This is a genomic window from Stenotrophomonas sp. STEN023, from assembly GCF_056760135.1.
In genome coordinates this window covers 1-18662 of record NZ_JBRREF010000019.1, presented here as the reverse complement: position 1 = coordinate 18662, position 18662 = coordinate 1, and the positions used below count along the sequence as shown (strand labels likewise).

Sequence of the window (18662 nt, the reverse complement as noted above, 5' to 3'; positions counted from 1 at the left end):
CAGCAGCTCCCGCTTATTCGAACGAACCCACCGAATCGTGGCTCAGGTTGTCAAAGCGGGTGTACTCACCGAAGAACTTCAGCTTGCACGAACCGGTCGGGCCACCACGGTGCTTGCCGATGATGATCTCGGCCAAGCCCTTGTCCGGCGAATTTTCCTTGTTGTAGTAATCGTCGCGGTAGATGAAGACGATCATGTCCGCATCCTGCTCGATAGCGCCGGATTCGCGAAGGTCGGCCATCACCGGGCGCTTGTCGGTACGGGTTTCCAAGGAGCGGTTGAGCTGTGACAGCGCGATCACCGGCACGTGAAGCTCCTTGGCCAGGCCCTTGAGCGAACGCGAGATCTCCGAGATTTCGGTGGCGCGGTTTTCGCTGTTGCCCGGCACGCTCATCAGCTGCAGGTAGTCGATCACGATCAAGCCCAGATCGTGCTCGCGCTTGAGCCGGCGGCACTTGGAACGCAGGATCTCCGGCGACACGCCCGGGGTATCGTCGATGAAGATCTTGGTTTCCTTCAGCATGCGGATGGCGCCGGTCACGCGGCTCCAGTCCTCATCCTCCAACTGGCCGGTACGCAGGCGCTGGGCGTTGATGCGGCCGTTGGACGAAATCAGACGCATCGCCAACTGCGATGCGGACATTTCCATCGAGAACACCGCCACGCCCTTCTTCGACTTGATCGCCGCGTATTCGGCGATGTTCAAAGCGAAGGTGGTCTTGCCCATGGCCGGACGCGCGGCCAGGATGATCAGATCGGTCGGCTGCAGGCCGGCGGTCATCGCATCGAAATCGTTGTAACCGGTCGGCAGACCGGTGATGTTGCCGCCGTTCTCGAAGCGGTTGCGCAGCTCCTCGAAGGCATCCTTCAATGCGCCCGGCATGGCAACGAAGTCGGTTCGACCACGCGCGCCCTGCTCGGCAATGGCGAACACCGACTTTTCGGCGGTCTGCAACAGCTCCGAGCTGTCGCGCCCTTCCGGCTGGAAGCCGTCGTTGACGATGTCGGTGCCGACCTGGATCAACTGCCGCAGCACCGCCTTGTCGCGCACGATCTCGGCATAGGCGCTGATGTTGGCCGCCGACGGCGTGGTACTGGCCAGCTCGATCAGGTAGGCGCCGTCGCCGACCATGTCCAACTTGCCCTGTGATTCGAACCATTCGCCCAGAGTCACCGCATCGAACGGGCGGTCGCGTTCGGACAGCTCGCGGATCGCGCGGTAGATCAGCTGGTGGTCGCGCCGGTAGAAATCCTTGTCGGTCAGCGCCTCGTTGACCCGATCATAGGCCTCCGGCGCCAGCATCAGGCCGCCAAGCACGGCCTGCTCGGCTTCCACCGAATGAGGGGGCACGCGCAAGGCGTCGATGCGCTGATCGCTGCGATCGGAGCGGTCATTGCGGTCACCGCGATCGCGGTCGGAACGGAAACCAGTACGGGCGGACATGAAAAGCGTTATTCCTGCAATAAGGCCGTGCGGCCATGGTAGGTGGGCATCGCCCACCGGGATACGTACAAGTCTGTGGATAACCTGTCTACAACCCAAGCCTGCAAGGGCTGCGGGTTGGGCTGGCATACAGAAACAAGCACCCGGTGCCGTTGCAGCACCGGGTGCGGATTATCGCATGAGCAGCCTCAGCGCCGCCCTGCCGTCTGCGACCTCAGACGTGCTGCTGGCGTTCGATCCAGGCCAGGAACCTGTCGACGAAGCCCTGCAGGAACTTGCTGGTGCCCTCGTTGCTGATACTGCCATCGGCCTCGATCAGCCCGTCCTTGAAGTGCAGGAAGGCCTCCGGCTGCGGCATCACCGCCAGATCAACGAATACCAGCACGTTGCGCAGGTGCTGTTGGGCCAGCGCAGTGCCGATGGCGCCGATGGAGGTCCCGACCACCGCCGCCGGCTTGCCTGCAAAGGCATTGTCGCCGTAAGGACGCGAGGCGGTGTCGATCGCGTTCTTCAGCACACCGGGAATGGAACGGTTGTATTCGGGGGTGACGAACAGCACCGCATCGGCGGCCCGTACCTGGTTCTTCATGCGCGTACCCTGCGCCGGGAACTGGCTATCGTGATCCTGGTTGTACAGCGGAATATCGCCGATCTGGATGTACTCGAAACTGGCGCGGTCGCCGGCCAGCCTCTCCAGCGCCAGCGCCAAGCGCCGGTTGATCGACTCCTTGCGCAGACTGCCGACGAAAACCGCGATCTTGTACTGGCTCATGGCGACCTCGCTCCGAAAGAAGAACACAGGCTAGCCAGAATGGGCTTCGCAACAGGTGAAGGGCGCGTCCAGCACAATCAGTTGCGTGAGATACGCAACATCACAGGCGCAGACGGCCAGTCAGCCCGCCATAGGCCAGCCGCACCGTATCGAAACCGTACTTCAGCTCCAGCCGCTTGATGATGAAATGTCCGCGTGCCATGTCCTGGTAATAAGCGGTGAACATGGTGTTCAAGGTGGCGCCAGCCACCGCACCGATCACCGGTACCGCCTGCGCGACAAACTTCTCTGACACCACCACACCAAAACGGGCGGCGATCTTCTCGACGATCCTGGCCAGCCACTTGCCGGCTTCCTTCGGGCCCAACCCGAGCAGCACGCCGTGGCTGCCGCTGATCGCGCTACCGGCCAACTCCGCCGACAGATGCCGCATCACCTCAGTGGTGAAGCCCCGCGCCAGATAATAACCGGTCTCGCTGGCATCGTCCTGGCCGGAATTGCCGCCCAGCGCGAACACTTCCAGACAGGCCTGGCGGGTCGCCATCTCGTTCAGATCGAAACCTTCGCTACGGGCAACATCGGCCACCGCACGCATGATGATGGTGGTCGACAGTGGCAACTCGATCGCCAGCGCCGGCAGGCCACCTGCCCCACCCAGCGCACCGGACGCGGCCGCCGCCAGCTTGTGCAGGCGCGGTGATGCCGGCTTGCCGGGCTGCTTATTGTCCATCGTCCACAGCGCCGTCTGCGCAGCCTTGTACAGGGCTGCCTCAGTCACGCCCTGGATGCGCGAGGACACCGCTGCCGGCAGCTTGCGCACCGCAAACTCCAGCGGCCCGCCGATCAGATTCGCCATCTTGGCGGTAAGGGTGGGCGACTCCAGCAAGCCCACCGCCCGTTCCAGATCGGCCAGATCCTGCGCGTTGTCCTGCAGACGAGGAACCAGATCACTCATGCTGTTCAGCCGGCTTCCGGCAAACCCGCCAGCACGCCCATGAACTGCCGGTAGTGGCGCAGCTCGGCAATGGAATCGTGCACGTCACTCAGTGCGGTGTGGCTGGACGTCTTGGTAACCCCGGCAGCAACCGCAGGCGACCAGCGCTTGGACAGCTCCTTGATGGTGGACACATCGAGGTTGCGGTAATGGAAGTACTTCTCCAACCGCGGCATCTGCCGGTGCAGGAAACGCCGGTCCTGGCAGATCGAGTTGCCGCACATCGGCGAGGCACCGGCCTTGATCAAGTCCTGCAGGAAGGCGATGGTCCTGGCTTCGGCCTGGCCCGCGCTGGTCGTGCTGTCGAGCACTCGCTGCCACAAGCCCGAACGCTGGTGCTGGTTACGGTTCCATTCGTCCATCGCTTCCAGCGTAGCCAGCGAATGGTTGATGGCGAACTCGGGGCCCTCGGCCAATACATTGAGTTGGCCGTCGGTGACGACGGTTGCGATCTCGATGATGGAATCGTTGTCCGTATCAAGACCGGTCATTTCCAGGTCAATCCAGATCAGCCGATCATTGCCCGCGCTGTTGTCCGCCATGTGCTACCTCGTGCTTGGGGCTGGCGATCGCACATCGCACAACCGGAATATCGAAGTGCACATGATACCCCCGCCCAAGGTAGGGGCCGCGTCAAAGGTCGTCGGGGGTCAACAACGGGCGCCCACGCTTGGCCCTGAAGTAATTGGTCAAACGCAGGCTGGCCTCTTGTGCCAGCACCCCACCCTGCACCTGCACACGGTGGTTATGGCGCGGGTCGGTAAGCAGGTCGAACACGCTGCCGCAGGCACCGGTCTTGGGATCGGTGGCGGCAAACACCACCCGCGCGATGCGCGCATGCACCAGCGCCATTGCACACATCGCGCAGGGCTCCAGCGTCACGTACAAGGTGCTGCCAACCAGCCGGTGATTGCCCAAGGCCTTGCCGGCCTGGCGCATGGCTACAATCTCGGCATGCGCGCTGGGGTCATGGTTGGCGATATTGAGGTTCCAGCCCTCGCCCAGCAGCGCACCATCGGCAGCAACCAGAACCGCGCCCACCGGAATCTCATCGAACTCGCGCTGCGCGCGGTCGGCCAAGGCCAAGGCTTGGCGCATCCAATGTTCATCGGTGACAGCTGGATCGATCTGGGACATGCGGGGAATACAGGTGGGGAAGCGGCGCAAGGGTAACGCAGATGGCTACCGGCCGGTGTCCTTCAGTGGACACCACTAACCCAAGGCGAAGCAGCTGGTGCACGCACCAGCCATCTGTTTGTGGTAGCGGCGTACGCCGCGAAGCTGACGTTGCTCAGCCCCTTGGCTTCCATGTCATCTGAAGCTGACCGTGCTTCGCGGCTTACGCCGCTCCCACAAAGAATATTCGCTACCAGACTCTACAAAGTGGCTACGGGTTCGCGTTGATCCACCGAAACCCGGTTCCTGCCGCCGCGCTTGGAGGCATACAGCATTTCATCCGCCGCCTTGAGCACCGCCTCGACTTCGAAACTGCTCTGCGGCCAATTGGCCACGCCCAGCGAGATCGTGATCGCACCAACCTTGGCGATTTTCATTGCCTCCACCGCCATGCGCAGCCGTTCGGCCACCTGCGCCGCCGTTGCCAGGGTGGTCGACGGCAGCAGGATCAGGAACTCCTCGCCACCCACACGTAACGGCACGTCATAGGCGCGGCAGGCCTCGCGCATGCGTTGGGCAAGCTGCCGCAGGGCGGCGTCGCCGACATCGTGACCGTAGCTGTCGTTGATCTTTTTGAAATGGTCGATATCGATCGAGATCACCGAGAAAGCGCAGCCTTGGCTCTCGAAATTCGCCAGCGCCTCGTCCAGAAGACGACGGTTACCCAGTTTGGTCAGTGGATCGGTGGTGGTGTCCTCGCGCAGCTTGCTGAAGCTTTTGTGGATCGCATCAATCCCAATCAACAAGGCCTTCTTGAGCTCACGTGACTCGAAGTACCAGGATTTCACCTCTCGGATATCCTTGGCCGAGGACGGATCCTCCATCTTGCGTGCACCATCGGCCAGCAAGCGCAGCGGACGCGAGATCAGGCGCGCACTCCAGAGAATCAGGATCAAGGTCAGGATCGTGGCCGGCAGCGCCCGGTACAAGGTGCTCTGCATCAGCTGGGTCAGCGGCGCGAGCGTGGCTGCCTGCGGCCGTTGCGCGATGATGCCCCAGCCGGTCGACGCAACCGGTGCATAGCCTGCCAGCATAGCGACGCCGTGCGAGTTAACCGTGGGCCCCTTGCCCGCCTGACCGGCCGCAACGCGATCTACCACGATATTGTCTTCGACGAAGTCACCGACCCGGTCCGGATCAGGGTGATAGATGATGCGCCTCTGCCTGTCGACCACGAACAGATAGGAACCATCGACGTAGAAGTGCTGGCCTAGCAGCCGATCGAGGATGTTTTCCTTCTGCAGGTAGATCGCACCGCCGACCGCCCCCAGGTAACGGCCCGATTCGGAAACAATCGGATGAGTGATGAAGACGATGAAGTTGCCGGTCGCAGATTGATACGGCGCGCTGATCAAGGGCCGCTTCTCGCGCAAGGCATTCTTCACCGCTTCACTACCCAGCACCCGCCCCTGCAGACCCAGGGCTTCCGGCGAAGTCGCCAATACCTTGCCGCCGGCATCGAAGATGGTGATGGAGTTGAAGCTCTTGCTCATCATGCGCAGACGAGCAGCCTCCCCTTCCAGCCTGGACACATCGCCCATCTTCCCGCCCAACAGCTGCGCGGTGTAGCCGAGCTGCAGCTGCGACGCACCCAGGAAATCCTCGGTGCTCTTGGCCAGCTTGTTGGCGTAGGCGTAGTTGCCATCCAGCGTGGTGTCCATCAGCTGCTGACGCTGCACCGTGTAGCTGGCATAGAACGTATTGGCGAATGGAACCAGTGCTCCGATCAACGTGAGCACCAAAATCAGTTTTCGTAAATCCATGGATCCCAACGCGGACGCTTGAAGGTGTAGCCGCGACGAACCCATGCATGCCCGGGCGCGCAGCTCCCCCAAGCCGTGTCCATTTTACCAGCGGAACTGTCCTGACTGGACGATACCGGTGTCATTCCGGCGTCACCCGATACTGCCCGCCCCCATCCCTGCACAACAAAAAAGCCGCTGGTGACAGCGGCTTCTCTGAAATCTGGCGGGCAAAGTGGGATTCGAACCCACGGAAGGTTTGACCCTTCGCCGGTTTTCAAGACCGGTGCCTTAAACCGCTCGGCCATCTGCCCGTAACGTACAACTACCCCGGATAGCGTTCCGGGGCGGGCATTCTCGCATGCTTGCGGGCTTTTTTGTTCAACCCGCTTCGATTGCCAACGATCCAGCCATCGAGGCGCGGATCTTCTCCTTGGCCCGCTCGCAGGCACCGCCGCAATGCAGACGCGAGGCTTCCAGCTCGGTCGGCAGGTGTTCGGCCAGGAAGTCGATGAATACCCGCACCGCCGGCAGCAGCCCGCGTCGCGAAGCAAACACCGCGTGGCAGATACCCTGCGGCAGCGACCAGTCCGGCAGCACCACTTCCAGCTCGCCATTGCGCACGGCCTCGGCGCAGACGGTTTCCGGCAGCATGGTGATGCCGAAACCATCCTTGACCATTGCCTGCAGCAGCGGGAAATCAAAACCCGCCACGCGTGGCTGCAATTCGACCCGGCGCACTTCACCGCCCGGACCATGCAGTTCCCAGCGCTGGCGCGCCTCGTCTTCGCTGATGCTCAAGGTGACGTGGTTGCTGAGGTCTTCCGGCGAGGCTGGCCGCCCTGCCCGGTCCAGATAGGCCGGGCTGGCCACCAGCAGTTCCTGCACCTGGCCAAAGCTGCGCATCACCAGGCTGCCGTCATCATCCAGGCGCGAGCGCACGCGCAGGGCCACGTCGTAACCTTCGTTGATGATGTCGACGCGGCGGTTGCTGATGTTCAGCTGCAGCCGCACCTTGGGGTATTGCTCGAGGAATTTCGGCAGCAGCTTGGGCAACTGCATCTGCGCCAGCGACACCGGCACGCTGGCGCGCACCAGCCCGCGCGGCTCGGCGCTCAGCCGGTCCACCACTTCGCGCGCTGCCTGCGCTTCGGCAAGCATGGTCTGCGCATGGCGATGCACGCTCATGCCGACATCGGTAACCGCAAAGCGCCGCGTGGAACGCTGCAGCAAGCGCACACCGAGGTCGGTCTCAAGCTGGCTGATGCGCCGGCTGAGGCGTGATTTCGGGATGCCCAGCGCACGTTCGGCAGCGGCAAAGCCGCCGTGGTCGACCACCATGGCGAAGTAGTAGAGGTCGTTGAGGTCCTGCATGGATTGAGCCCATCATTGGAACGAACTCATTAATTTAATCAGCTTTGTCCTGTATTTACAAATCAGGCCTCAAACAGTCCTGATTGGAGGTTCAGGCTATTGATAGCCACACCATGCCGGCGGCCATTCATTTTTGAAGACCGCAGCATCCAGGGCCGGCGTGCTCTTGCAGGAGCGGCGTAGGCCGCGAAGCTGGCGATCCTTGTGGTCGACGGCTCTTGCGCAATTTCAGCGCTGCTGGCTTCGCGGCTCGCGCCGCTCCTACAAGGCGCTGCAGCTTTGCAGCGCTGGGGCGTGGCGCTTGACGCACTATCGGGCAGGCCGCTGCCGAGCATGGCTCGGCACTACCAAATGCCAGCCTGCCTGCTTTTGTGGGAGCGGCGTGCGCCGCGATACCCGGAATCCTTGCGATTGCGGGCTTTGCTGCAACTCCGGCTGATCGAGCTTCGCGGTTCATACCGCTCCCACAAGGGTCAAAGGCCTTGTGGGAACGGAGAGCCGTGGCTTTATCGGGCAGGCTTCTGCCGAGCGTGGCTCGGCACTACATGCCAGATCTGCAACGTGATCGTCTGATGGTCAGGCGATGCTTTCGGCGCCGCCCATGTAGGGGCGCAGCACATCCGGGATGGTGATCGAGCCGTCGGCGTTCTGGTAGTTCTCCATCACCGCGATCATTGCGCGGCCTACCGCGACGCCCGAGCCGTTGAGGGTGTGCACCAGCTCCGGCTTGCCGCTGGGGTTGCGCCAGCGGGCCTGCATGCGGCGCGCCTGGAAATCACCACAGTTCGAGCACGAGGAGATCTCGCGGTAGGTCTGCTGCGAGGGCAGCCAGACTTCCAGATCGTAGGTCTTGATCGCCGAGAAGCCCATGTCGCCGGTGCACAGCAGCACCTTGCGGTACGGCAGGCCCAGCTTCTGCAGTACCGCTTCGGCGCAAGCGGTCATGCGCTCGTGTTCGGCATCGCTGTCTTCGGCGGCGCAGACGCTGACCAGCTCCACCTTCTCGAACTGGTGCTGGCGGATCATGCCGCGCACGTCACGGCCACCGCTACCCGCTTCGGAACGGAAGCACATCGAGTGCGCGGTCATGCGCACAGGCAGACGTTCGGCATCGATGATCTCGTCACGGACAATGTTGGTCAGCGGCACTTCCGAGGTCGGGATCAGATAGCGGGTGGATTCACCCAGCGCGGTCTTGAACAGGTCTTCCTCGAACTTGGGCAGCTGACCGGTGCCGCGCAGCGAGTCGGCATTGACCAGCACCGGCACATTGGTTTCTTCGTAACCATGCTCGTTGCTGTGCAGATTGAGCATGAACTGGCCCAGGGCGCGGTGCAGGCGCGCGATCGAGCCGCGCAGCACGGTGAAGCGTGCGCCGGACAGCTTGGCCGCGGTTTCCGCGTCCAGGCCGTTGTTGCGGGCGCCCAGCTCAACATGATCGAGCACCGGGAAGTCGAACTCGCGCGGGGTGCCCCAGCGCAGCTGTTCGACGTTCTCGCTCTCGTCCTTGCCAGCCGGCACATCGGCGGCGGGCAGGTTCGGGATACCCATCGACAGGGTCTCGATCTGCTCGCGCAGCACATCGAGCTGGGCCTCGGAGCTCTTCAGCTCATCGGCGAACGCAGCCACTTCGGCCATGATCGCCGACACGTCCTCGCCCTTGGCCTTGGCATGGCCAATCGACTTGGAACGGCTGTTGCGCAGGCTCTGCAGCTCCTGGGTGCGCACCTGGATGCGCTTGCGATCAGCCTCCAGCGATTCGAAGGCGGCCACATCCAGCACGTAGCCGCGCGTACTGCGCAGGCGTTCGGCAAGTTCGGCGGGCTGCTGGCGAAGAAGGGCTGGATCAAGCATGGCTGGGCACTGTGTACGGGTGTGAGCTGTAGATTATCGCGCGAACTGCGGCTTTCTGCCGCGTGATTCACCTTTCCTGTGCAAGAATCGGCCTGATCCACACGGTCAAGACCATGTCCGCCCCAAGCTCCCGCTCCGACCAGAACTTCACTTTCCACCTGCCCCGCAGCAGTTTGAAGATCGCCGGCATCGCCTTTGGCGTAGGCATATTGCTGTTCCTGGTGGTCTGGCTCAATGCCCGCCGCCAGAACGAGTTCTACCGCGCAGATCCAGCCCAGCCGCAGGCCAACAGCGCCGTATTGGCGCCATTGCCAGCACCGCTGCCCGCCGGCGCAGGCGCCAGCGACATGCCCGATGCGCGCCCGGAAGCCGTGGAGGAAACCCCGGAGCTGGTGGAAGCCGCGCCTGCCCCGCCGCCGCAACCCATCGCCGAAGCCGCCCCGGTCGATACCGCGCCCGCAGCGCCAGCCGCGGCTCCCAGCGACCAGCCAGTGCCACTGCCCGGCCAGAGCCCTGCTCCGGACTACCCGCCAGCGGCACTGCGCCGTGGTGAAAGCGGCACGGTGATCGTTCACGTCGATGTTGATGCCAATGGCGTGCCATTGGACGTTCGCCTGATCCAGCGCAGTGGCTCGCGCGACTTGGACCGGGCCGCGCAGGAAGCAGTGCGCAACTGGCGTTTCCAGCCAGCACAGAGCAATGGCCAGCCGATGCAGGGCAGCCTGGAAATCCCCTTCGACTTCAAACCGGCGCTGTAAGCTGAACCCCGGCTCCCCAAGGGAGCCGGTTTCTGCTCAAAGTCATTCGCCGTTTGGGAGTGGCAGACCAGACTTGCTGCGTAGATGTCACGCAGAGCACCCAAGTCGATGTCCAGCATCCCCCACCAGCACAGCAGCGCCCAGCATCCAGTTCCAGCACGCCCGCATGGCGTCGCTGCGGCTTGGCTGTGGGGCCTGCTCGCGGTGGCAGTTGTGACGATCTTCAGTGTATTGGGCTACCGCACCCTGCAGGCGCCGGTCGCTACCGGTCCGGTTTCCATCACCACCGCTGACACCACGTCGGTGGTCAGTGTTGCCGGCAACCGCGATGCCGAGCCCCTGTCCAGCAACCCGACGCCGGACTACCCCGCCGCCGCGCTCAACGCGGGCCTGGAGGGCGATGTGATCGTGCGCCTGCAGATAGACGCCAACGGCCAGGTCAGCCATGCCAGCGTGATCGGGCACGAGGGCGGCGTTGATCCAGCGTTGGATCAGGCCGCCATTGAAGCACTGCGGCAATGGCGCTTCCAGCCCGCCATGCGGGACGGCCGCGCCATCAACAGCATCGTGCAGGTGCCGGTGGAGTTCAGGACCGGACGCTGAGTCCGAAACCGGCACCACTGGCCAGGCTGTCGAAGCCCGGGAACGAGGTCGCCACATTGGCCACGTCGTTGATGCGCACTTCACCGGAGCTGAGCTGGCCGGCAATGGCGAAAGCCATCGAGATACGGTGATCGCCATGGCTTTCGATGGTGCCGCTACCCAGCGGGCCACCAAAAATGGTCGCACCATCTTCGGTTTCATCCACGCGCAGACCGAGATCACGCAGACCGGTCGCCATCGCCGCCAAACGATCTGACTCCTTCACCCGCAGCTCGGCCGCACCGCGAACGACGGTCTGGCCTTCGGCAGCGGCGGCGGCGACGAACAGCGCCGGGAATTCGTCAATCATGTCCGGCACCAGCGCCTCCGGAATCTCCGCACCCTTGAGCTGGGCGTAGCGCACGACCAGATCAGCGACCTGCTCGCCACCATGCTCGGCGTGGTTCTCCTCGGTGATGTCCGCGCCCATCAAGCGCAGCGCAGCCAGCAGGCCGGTACGGCGCGGGTTCAAGCCAACCGAGCGCAGGCGTACTTCCGAGCCGGGAATGACGCTGGCGGCAACGATGAAGAACGCCGACGACGAGAAGTCCGCCGGCACCGAAATATCCGTCGCACGCAAGCGCTGGCCGCCACGCAGGCGCGCCTTGCCCGGCTCGAAGTCAATCTCCACGCCAAACGCGCGCAGCATGCGCTCGGTGTAGTCGCGGGTCGGGTGCGGCTCGATCACCGAGGTTTCGCCCTGCGCGTACAGACCAGCCAACAGCACCGCCGATTTCACCTGCGCGCTGGCCACCGGCAATTCGTAATGGATGCCCTGCAACGTTTGCCCGCCGTGGATATGCAGCGGCGGTGTGCCATCATCCTGGGTGTCGATGCGCGCGCCCATCTGCGCCAGCGGCCCGGTCACCCGGCGCATCGGCCGCTTGGACAGCGAGGCGTCGCCGATCAGGGTGGTATCGAACGGCTGCGCAGCGAGCAGGCCCGCCAACAGACGCATGCCGGTTCCTGCGTTGCCGCAGTCCAGCTCGCCTTGCGGCGCCTTCAAGCCATCCACGCCCACGCCATGAACAATCCGCTGCGAGGCAGACGGGGTTTCAAAGCGCACACCCATCTGCTCGAAGATGTGGGCGGTGGCGCGGGTGTCCTCGCCTTCCAGAAAACCATCGATCTGGGATACGCCATCGGCCAGCGCGGCGAACATCACCGAACGGTGCGACACCGATTTGTCGCCGGGAATGGCGAGCGTGCCCTGCAGGGCGGAACCTTTGCGTGCAATCCAGTAGGGCTGGGAACTCATGCGGTCTCTCTGATCTGCTGTGTTCCTTCCGCGATGACGGCGGAAAGAAAAATTTACAATGTACTGGGCAGCTGAATACACGCGCCCCCTTCCGCCCTTCGGGCACCTCCCCCCGTGCGCGGGGGAAGGAACTGCGTGCCTGTCAGGGCACGGCGACCGGATAGGAACCGAGCACCTTGATCTGCGCCGAATGCGACTTCAGCTCGGCCAACGCGGCCTGCATGGATTCGTCTTCGATGTGGCCGGCCAGGTCGATGAAGAAGCCGTATTCCCACTTGGCCTGGTGCGATGGCCGCGATTCAATGCGGTTCATGCTGATACCGTGGCGCGCGAACGGGCTGAGCACGTCGAACAAGGCACCGGGCTTATCGTGGATGAAGACCAGCACCGAAGTGCGGTCATGTCCCGACGACGGGAACAGCTGGCGGCCGATCACCAGGAAGCGCGTGGTGTTATCCGCGTCGTTCTGGATCGGCTTGGTCACCACTTTCTTCAAACCATAGACGTGCCCTGCACTCTCACCGCCGATGGCCGCAGCATCTTCGGCATTGCGGGCGCGGCGCGCGCCTTCGGAGTTGCTGGAGACCGGCACCTTCTCGGTTTTGGGCAGATTGGCACGCAGCCAGGCCGAGGTCTGCATGAAGGCCTGCGGATGCGCGTAGATGCGCTCGATGTCTTCAATCCGCCCAGTACGCGAGAGCAGGTACTGCTGCACGCGCAGCTCGACTTCGCCACAGATCTTGAGGTTGGAGGTCAGGAACATGTCCAGGGTGATCTGGATCGTGCCCTGCCCGGAATTCTCAACCGGCACAACGCCGAAATCGGCATTGCCATTTTCCACTTCCTGGAAGATCTCTTCGATGTTGGCCAGCGGCAGACCCAGCGCCGAGCGACCGAAGTGCTTGTGCGCCGCCTGCTGGGTGAACGAGCCTTCCGGTCCGAGGTAGCCGATCTTCAGCGGCTCCTGCTGGGCCAGGCAGGCCGACATGATCTCGCGGTAGACATGCACCAGCACTTCGTCACTGAGCGGGCCTTCGTTGCGGTCCACCACCATGCGCAGCACTTGTGCCTCACGCTCTGGACGGTAGTAATCAACGGCTGCCGCCAGCTTGCCCTTGGCCTTGCCGACCTGGTGGGCGAAGTTCGCCCGCTCGGCGATCAGTGCCTGGATGCTGCGGTCGATCTGGTCGATCTTGGCGCGCACATCCGACAGCACCGGCTTGGCGACGGTGAGGGTCTCAGCGGTCGCCTTCTTGCTGACGGCAGTTTTCTTGACCGCAGCCGGCTTGGCCGGCGCCTGCTTGGCGGCAGGTTTGGCTGCGGTGGCCGGCTTGGCCTTGCTGGCGGTCTTGCTTGGCTTGGTCGCCATGGAATCGTCTACCTGTTACAGGCCGGCGCACTGCGCACGGCGGGAGTGGTTCAACCGTTGCGCTGCTGGAAATCACGCATGAAGGCCGCCAACGCCTGCGCACCTTCCAGCGGCATGGCGTTGTACAGCGAGGCGCGGATACCGCCGACGGCCTTGTGGCCCTTCAGCGCCAGCAAGCCGGCTGCCTTGGACTCACTGACAAAGCGCGCATTGAGCTCATCGCTGGGCAGGAAGAACGGAATGTTCATGCGCGAACGCACTGCCGCAGCCACCTCATTGCGATAGAAGCCGCCGGAGCCGTCGATGGCGTCATAGACAGCCGAGGATTTGGCAAGGCTGAGCTTGGCAAAGGCCTCCACGCCACCCTGGACCAGCATCCACTTGAACATCAACCCGGCCAGATACCAGTTCCAGGTCGGTGGCGTGTTCAACATCGAGTCGCGCTCGACGTGCGAGCGGTAGTCGAAGATGTCGGCACGCGGCTGGCCAGCACGCTCCAGCAGGTCACGACGGATGATGACCACGGCAATGCCCACCGGACCAAGGTTCTTCTGCGCGCCGGCATAGATCACGCCATAGCGCGACACATCGATCGGCTCGGAAGCGATCGACGAGCTGAAATCGGCAATCAGCGGTACCTCGCCCACCTCCGGCACATCGCGGAACTCGATTCCGTGGATGGTTTCGTTGGCAGTGATATGCACGTAAGCCGCATCGTCCGACAGCTGCCATTGCGAGCGCGTCGGGATATCACGGTAGCCGCTGGCCTCACCGCTGGCGGCGATGTTGACATCGACATAGGGCTTGGCCTGCTTGACCGCGGTCTTGCCCCAATGGCCACTGACCACGTAATCCACGCGCTGGCCGGGCCTGGCGAAATTCAGCGGCAGCAAGGCCTGCTGGGTGGTGGCGCCGCCACCGAGGAACAACACCGCGTAGTCGTCGGGAATGCCGATCAGGCGACGCAGGTCAGCCTCGGCCTCGGCCGCCACGGCCATGAAATCGGCACTGCGGTGGCTGATCTCGACAATGGACGCGCCTACGCCATTCCATTCCAACATCTCCGCCTGCGCCTGACGCAGGACCGATTCCGGTAATGTCGCTGGGCCGGCACTGAAATTGAATGCGCGTGTCATGTCACACCTGTTGAGCAGAACGCCTAGTATGCCGCAGCGCAACAGCCTTGGGCCACCTGGGAAAAGTTGCATCTGCACCCATTTTGCGCCGCGGTTTCAAGCCAGAAGACAGCCGCGATGAAGATCGCTGCTGAAGCGGCTACTCAGCGTGCGCCGAACAGCAGCAAGGCGCTGATTGCTGCCCCAAGCAACAGGGCACTAAGCAGCAGCCAGGGCCAACGCCGCGGCAACCTGGGCTTGGCCGGAGCAGCCGCAGACGGCTTGATCACCGCGGGCTCATCATCGTCCTCGACTGGGAACGCCGCGCTCGCGGATACCGGGCTCAGCGGGATTTCCAGCACAAAACGGTGATTGCCCTCGAACACCACCTGATCGCCGGCCTGCAGCCAGCAATGACGGGTACTCACACCGTTGACCTGGCTGCCTTCGGCCGAACCCAGGTCGCGCAGCAGAACTTTCTCACCGTGCCGTTCGAATCGCGCATGACGCTCGGCGAACGCCGGGTCATCGATATGGATGTCGCTGGCCGGATCGCTGCCGATGACACGCGGCTTGTCCAGGGTGAAGCTGCGCCCGTGATGGCGGCCGCCCACCCCGCGCAGCAGCACCCGCAGGTCTTCGCTGCCATCACTCGGCGCTTCGGGCGGATGCGGCACCTGCTCGCATTCGCCGCGCAGCAGCATCTCCGCGCCGTCGGCATACACCGAGTCACCCGCCCGCAGCAGCGCCATGCGCCGAACCGGGCGGCCGTTGACATGAATGCCGCGGCTGCCACTGGCGACCTGCAGCCAGACGCCGCGCTGATCGGTGCAGAACTGCGCCAGCAGCAGCGGGCCAACGCTGCCATCGCCCAGCCGGACCTGGCCGGAGGCATGGCGCACAATGCGCTGGACACCCGGCATCAATGACTGATCCGGCTGCTGACGATTACTGAAATGGACTTGCAGAGTGCGCACCGGCAGCAGACTAGCAGGTCATCCGGTCATGCAGAAGGTGTACGTGAGACTTGGACTACGCCGCGCAGGTCCGCACAATGGCGCATCTTTCTTACATACAGCAGTACAGGCCACACGCCATGTCCACCATTGATATCCAGCACGCCCATTCCCTGTCCGATGACAACGCCCGCACCGCCATCGCCGAGGTCGCCGAGAAGCTGCAGGAACGCTTCGACGTGGTCACCCGCTGGGACGGCCCGGTACTGCACTTCAACCGCTCCGGCGTGGACGGCGCCATCGAACTGCTGCCGGGCGCGGTGCGGGTCAAAGCCGAGCTGGGCTTCCTGCTGTCGGCGATGAAGGGCATGGTGGAGTCCGAAATCCAACGCGTGCTGACTGACAAGCTGGGCTGAGCCGACACCGTCACACACATCAAGCCGCCAAGCCGTTACGGTGGCGCTGGACTCTTCAAACCCGCACAGGAGCATCGTCATGACCACGTACGAGCAACGCCCCGAAGATGAAGACGACAGCGCTGGCCCACAGGGTCAGGCCGAACGCTTGAGCAGGAAGGTGACCGAGTCGGCGCAGCAGGTCTGGTTGGCCGGCTTGGGCGCCCTGTCGCGGGCACAGGCCGAGGGCAGCAAGTTGTTCGACACCCTGGTCAAGGAAGGGCAGAACACCGAAGCCCGTTCCCGCGAGCAATCGCGCACTGGCGAGAGCCTGCGCGACACCGTCGAGAACACCCTGGGCCAGGCACGTGACCGCGCCGCCGACACCTGGGACAAGGTCGAGAAATCGTTCGAGGACCGGGTACATGGCGTGCTGCGGCGCATGGATATCCCGTCGCGCACCGATATCGAAGCGCTGAATGACCGCCTGGATGCGCTCAACCGCCGCCTCACCCGGGCCGAAAGCCGGGCCGCGCATGGCGAGCAGCAAGCTGAAGATCAATAATGTTGCAAAGCAACATTAGTTGAGCAAGAATCAATCACCCGCCAGCAGTACCGCGCCGTAAGTCTCCCTCCCCTCACGGCATCGGATGGCGGGTTTTTCATGCCTGTGATTTGCCCGCACAGCTGAAAGCCACCGGCTTCACATGCCAACCGGCGATAATCCAGCGTTCACTGCGCCGCCCTTGTGACACCTGGCGGCTGCTGCAATCGCTGGAGACATGCATGCAAACCTCTCGCCCGGACCTGGATTCCGGCACCCAGACCCGACACGCCATGCACGGCCAGTACCCGCGTGCCGAAACCGTGGACGATTTCCGCCACAACCTGGCACTGGTCAACGAGCGCATCGCCGCGGCCTGCCAGCGCGCCGGCCGCGCGCCCGGCAGCGTGCGCCTGCTGCCGGTCAGCAAGACCATCGACGAAGCCCACATCCGCCTGGCCTATGAGGCCGGCTGTCGCCTGTTGGGCGAGAACAAGGTGCAGGAAGCCCACCACAAATGGGAGGCCATGCAGGATCTGGGCGATCTGCACTGGTCGGTGATCGGCCATCTGCAGACCAACAAGGCCAAGCTGGTGGCGCGCTTTGCCCACGAGTTCCAGGCACTGGACAGCCTGCGCCTGGCCGAAACCCTGGAACGGCGGCTGCAGGTCGAAGGCCGCTCGCTGGACGTCTTTGTACAGGTGAACACCTCCAACGAGGACAGCAAGTACGGGCTTGCCCCCGAGGCCGTCGCCGGCTTCCTGCAGGCCCTGCCGCGTTCGGGCGCATTGCGCGTGCGCGGGCTGATGACCCTGGCCCTGTTCTCGGCCCAGCCTGAGCAGGTGCGGGCCTGCTTTGTGCGCTTGCGGGAACTGCGCGACGCGCTGCGACAGCAGGCCCCGGCCGGCATCGGTCTGGACGAACTGTCGATGGGCATGTCAGGGGATTTCGAGATCGCCATCGAGGAAGGCGCAACCGTGGTCCGGGTCGGCCAGGCCATTTTTGGCGCACGCGCAGTACCCGACAGCCACTACTGGCCAACCACCAAACCCACCGATTAATTCACCGGCTCAGCTCAAAAAGGCGAAGTCAGCCAGCTCTTACGGTCGTCAGGAAAGATAGACTGGGCCCCTACTCTAGGCTTCTCAGGTATGTCGATGTTTTCGTGGATTCTGGCCCTGTTGCTTGCATTGCTATTGTGGGGCCTGGCTTCGGCTTACTTATGGTTGGTTGCCCGCCGTCAAACCGAGCGCCAGCACGGCCTGGCGGCATTGGCCGGCATGCGCTGGCGCGAGTTTTCCCGCATCGTGCACCAGGCCATGGCCGAACAGCGCGACCTGCACCCGCTCACCGACGACGATGAGAACGACCGTGGCACCAGCAGCGATTTCCTGCTGCAGCGCGACGGTCAGCGCTGGCTGGTGTCGTGCAAACACGGCCGCGCCTACCGCTTCGACGCGAGCGCGATCCACGAACTCGCATCGGCCATCAGCCTGACCGGCGCCGTTGGCGGGCTGCTGATCACCGAGGGCCACGTTGAGCGCGACGGCTTGGCCGAAGCGGAAAAGAGCTCGGTCGAAGTCATCGATGCACGCCAGCTGTGGCAGCTGCTCAAGCCCTACATGCCAGCCGAAACGCATGAGACCGTGACCGGCATCGCCCGCCGCGAGGCGGTGCGCCACACCGGCATTGCCGGTTTGGCTGCAGTCACCCTCGGCCTGCTGGCCGGCATGGGCTACATGACCATGCAAGGAGACACCCCGGCCGCCGCAGCCGTCGCGGCGGCGCCACAGCTTGCCGCTGGAGCAACTGCCGAAGCAGCCGCAGAAGCCGCCGCTCACCCTGCCGCCGAGCCCGCCGCTGAACCGAACAAGGCCAAACCTGCAGCGGCGTCCGCACCGCATCCGGGCGACCTGGTGCAGGACCCGGACGCGGCCACACTGCTGCGCTACCAGCAATCCGTTTCAAAGGCCTTGGCCGGCACCTCCGGCGTGGTCAGCGGCATCTGGCTGACCCGCTCCACCTTGTCGGTGGAACGCAGTGGCGAAGACGCCCAGGTATGGCCACTGATCTGCCAACAGCTGCAGCGATACCCAGCCTTGCGCACCACCCGGGTGCAGCTCAACCCGCGTCCGGGCGTCGATGAGCCGGTGCGTTGGCGGCAGTGCAGCACGATCTGAGCAACAGCAGCGCCCCCCCCGGGCCCCCGCCCGGCGGGGCGGGCCAAAGGAAAGGAAGGCTACCATGGATTCATAAAAACGGGCCCCCG

Annotated in this window: 18 protein-coding genes and 1 tRNA gene; 6 read left to right on the top strand and 13 right to left on the bottom strand. The window is 63.8% G+C overall.

What is annotated here, in order from left to right:
* Window positions 1-13: 13 nt before the first annotated feature.
* From ACVOLV_RS07845 to serS, 9 genes are all read right to left on the bottom strand, one after another.
* Complete coding sequence (locus ACVOLV_RS07845; protein ID WP_481511325.1) at window positions 14-1444, bottom strand: replicative DNA helicase; 1431 nt, start codon at window positions 1442-1444, stop codon at window positions 14-16.
* A 214-nt stretch (window positions 1445-1658) separates the two neighbouring features.
* On the bottom strand, window positions 1659-2216 hold the full coding sequence (locus ACVOLV_RS07840) for an NADPH-dependent FMN reductase (RefSeq protein ID WP_481553879.1): 558 nt from the start codon (window positions 2214-2216) through the stop codon (window positions 1659-1661).
* 100 nt (window positions 2217-2316) lie between these two features.
* Window positions 2317-3171, bottom strand: coding sequence for an EcsC family protein (locus ACVOLV_RS07835; RefSeq protein WP_481553878.1), 855 nt, complete (start codon window positions 3169-3171; stop codon window positions 2317-2319).
* 5 nt (window positions 3172-3176) lie between these two features.
* Window positions 3177-3752, bottom strand: a complete 576-nt coding sequence (gene orn, locus ACVOLV_RS07830; protein ID WP_481553877.1) for an oligoribonuclease — start codon at window positions 3750-3752, stop codon at window positions 3177-3179.
* A gap of 91 nt (window positions 3753-3843) precedes the next feature.
* Entirely contained in the window at window positions 3844-4347 is a 504-nt protein-coding gene (gene tadA, locus ACVOLV_RS07825; protein ID WP_481553876.1) for a tRNA adenosine(34) deaminase TadA, read from the bottom strand.
* 239 nt (window positions 4348-4586) lie between these two features.
* Entirely contained in the window at window positions 4587-6125 is a 1539-nt protein-coding gene (locus ACVOLV_RS07820; RefSeq protein WP_481553875.1) for a sensor domain-containing diguanylate cyclase, read from the bottom strand.
* Between the two features lie 227 nt (window positions 6126-6352).
* Window positions 6353-6442: transfer RNA gene (locus ACVOLV_RS07815), tRNA-Ser, on the bottom strand.
* Window positions 6443-6509: 67 nt separating this feature from the next.
* On the bottom strand, window positions 6510-7502 hold the full coding sequence (locus ACVOLV_RS07810; RefSeq protein WP_303749893.1) for a LysR family transcriptional regulator: 993 nt from the start codon (window positions 7500-7502) through the stop codon (window positions 6510-6512).
* Between the two features lie 576 nt (window positions 7503-8078).
* Window positions 8079-9356, bottom strand: coding sequence for a serine--tRNA ligase (serS, locus tag ACVOLV_RS07805; RefSeq protein WP_481553874.1), 1278 nt, complete (start codon window positions 9354-9356; stop codon window positions 8079-8081).
* 113 nt (window positions 9357-9469) lie between these two features.
* Between serS and ACVOLV_RS07800 the strand changes: the two genes are divergently transcribed.
* Together ACVOLV_RS07800 and ACVOLV_RS07795 are read left to right on the top strand one after the other, a co-directional pair.
* Window positions 9470-10114, top strand: coding sequence for an energy transducer TonB (locus ACVOLV_RS07800; protein WP_481553873.1), 645 nt, complete (start codon window positions 9470-9472; stop codon window positions 10112-10114).
* A gap of 108 nt (window positions 10115-10222) precedes the next feature.
* Window positions 10223-10717, top strand: a complete 495-nt coding sequence (locus ACVOLV_RS07795; protein WP_481553872.1) for an energy transducer TonB — start codon at window positions 10223-10225, stop codon at window positions 10715-10717.
* On the opposite strand, the gene aroA is transcribed toward ACVOLV_RS07795, so the two are convergent.
* The 4 genes from aroA to ACVOLV_RS07775 all read right to left on the bottom strand — a co-directional run bounded on the left by aroA (window position 10701) and on the right by ACVOLV_RS07775 (window position 15475).
* On the bottom strand, window positions 10701-12014 hold the full coding sequence (gene aroA / locus ACVOLV_RS07790) for a 3-phosphoshikimate 1-carboxyvinyltransferase (RefSeq protein WP_481553871.1): 1314 nt from the start codon (window positions 12012-12014) through the stop codon (window positions 10701-10703). The two genes, ACVOLV_RS07795 and aroA, sit on opposite strands and share 17 nt — an antisense overlap.
* Window positions 12015-12156: 142 nt before the next feature.
* Window positions 12157-13383: a prephenate dehydratase gene (gene pheA, locus ACVOLV_RS07785; protein ID WP_481553870.1), complete on the bottom strand. Its 1227-nt coding sequence runs from the start codon at window positions 13381-13383 to the stop codon at window positions 12157-12159.
* 50 nt (window positions 13384-13433) lie between these two features.
* Window positions 13434-14519 (bottom strand): 3-phosphoserine/phosphohydroxythreonine transaminase, encoded by a 1086-nt coding sequence (gene serC, locus ACVOLV_RS07780; protein ID WP_481553869.1) that lies wholly within the window; start codon window positions 14517-14519, stop codon window positions 13434-13436.
* A gap of 143 nt (window positions 14520-14662) precedes the next feature.
* The gene (locus ACVOLV_RS07775) at window positions 14663-15475 is read right to left on the bottom strand and encodes an FHA domain-containing protein (RefSeq protein WP_481553868.1); all 813 of its coding nucleotides are present in this window, start codon (window positions 15473-15475) and stop codon (window positions 14663-14665) included.
* 119 nt (window positions 15476-15594) lie between these two features.
* On the opposite strand from ACVOLV_RS07775, the gene ACVOLV_RS07770 reads away from it, so the two are divergent.
* From ACVOLV_RS07770 to ACVOLV_RS07755, 4 genes are all read left to right on the top strand, one after another.
* Complete coding sequence (locus tag ACVOLV_RS07770) at window positions 15595-15870, top strand: polyhydroxyalkanoic acid system family protein (protein WP_481553867.1); 276 nt, start codon at window positions 15595-15597, stop codon at window positions 15868-15870.
* 79 nt (window positions 15871-15949) lie between these two features.
* Window positions 15950-16414 (top strand): phasin family protein, encoded by a 465-nt coding sequence (locus ACVOLV_RS07765; RefSeq protein WP_481553866.1) that lies wholly within the window; start codon window positions 15950-15952, stop codon window positions 16412-16414.
* Window positions 16415-16686: 272 nt separating this feature from the next.
* A complete protein-coding gene (locus tag ACVOLV_RS07760; protein WP_481553919.1) occupies window positions 16687-17454 on the top strand; it encodes a YggS family pyridoxal phosphate-dependent enzyme in 768 nt (255 codons plus the stop codon).
* A 96-nt stretch (window positions 17455-17550) separates the two neighbouring features.
* The gene (locus tag ACVOLV_RS07755) at window positions 17551-18573 is read left to right on the top strand and encodes a restriction endonuclease (RefSeq protein ID WP_481553865.1); all 1023 of its coding nucleotides are present in this window, start codon (window positions 17551-17553) and stop codon (window positions 18571-18573) included.
* Window positions 18574-18662 lie beyond the last annotated feature (89 nt).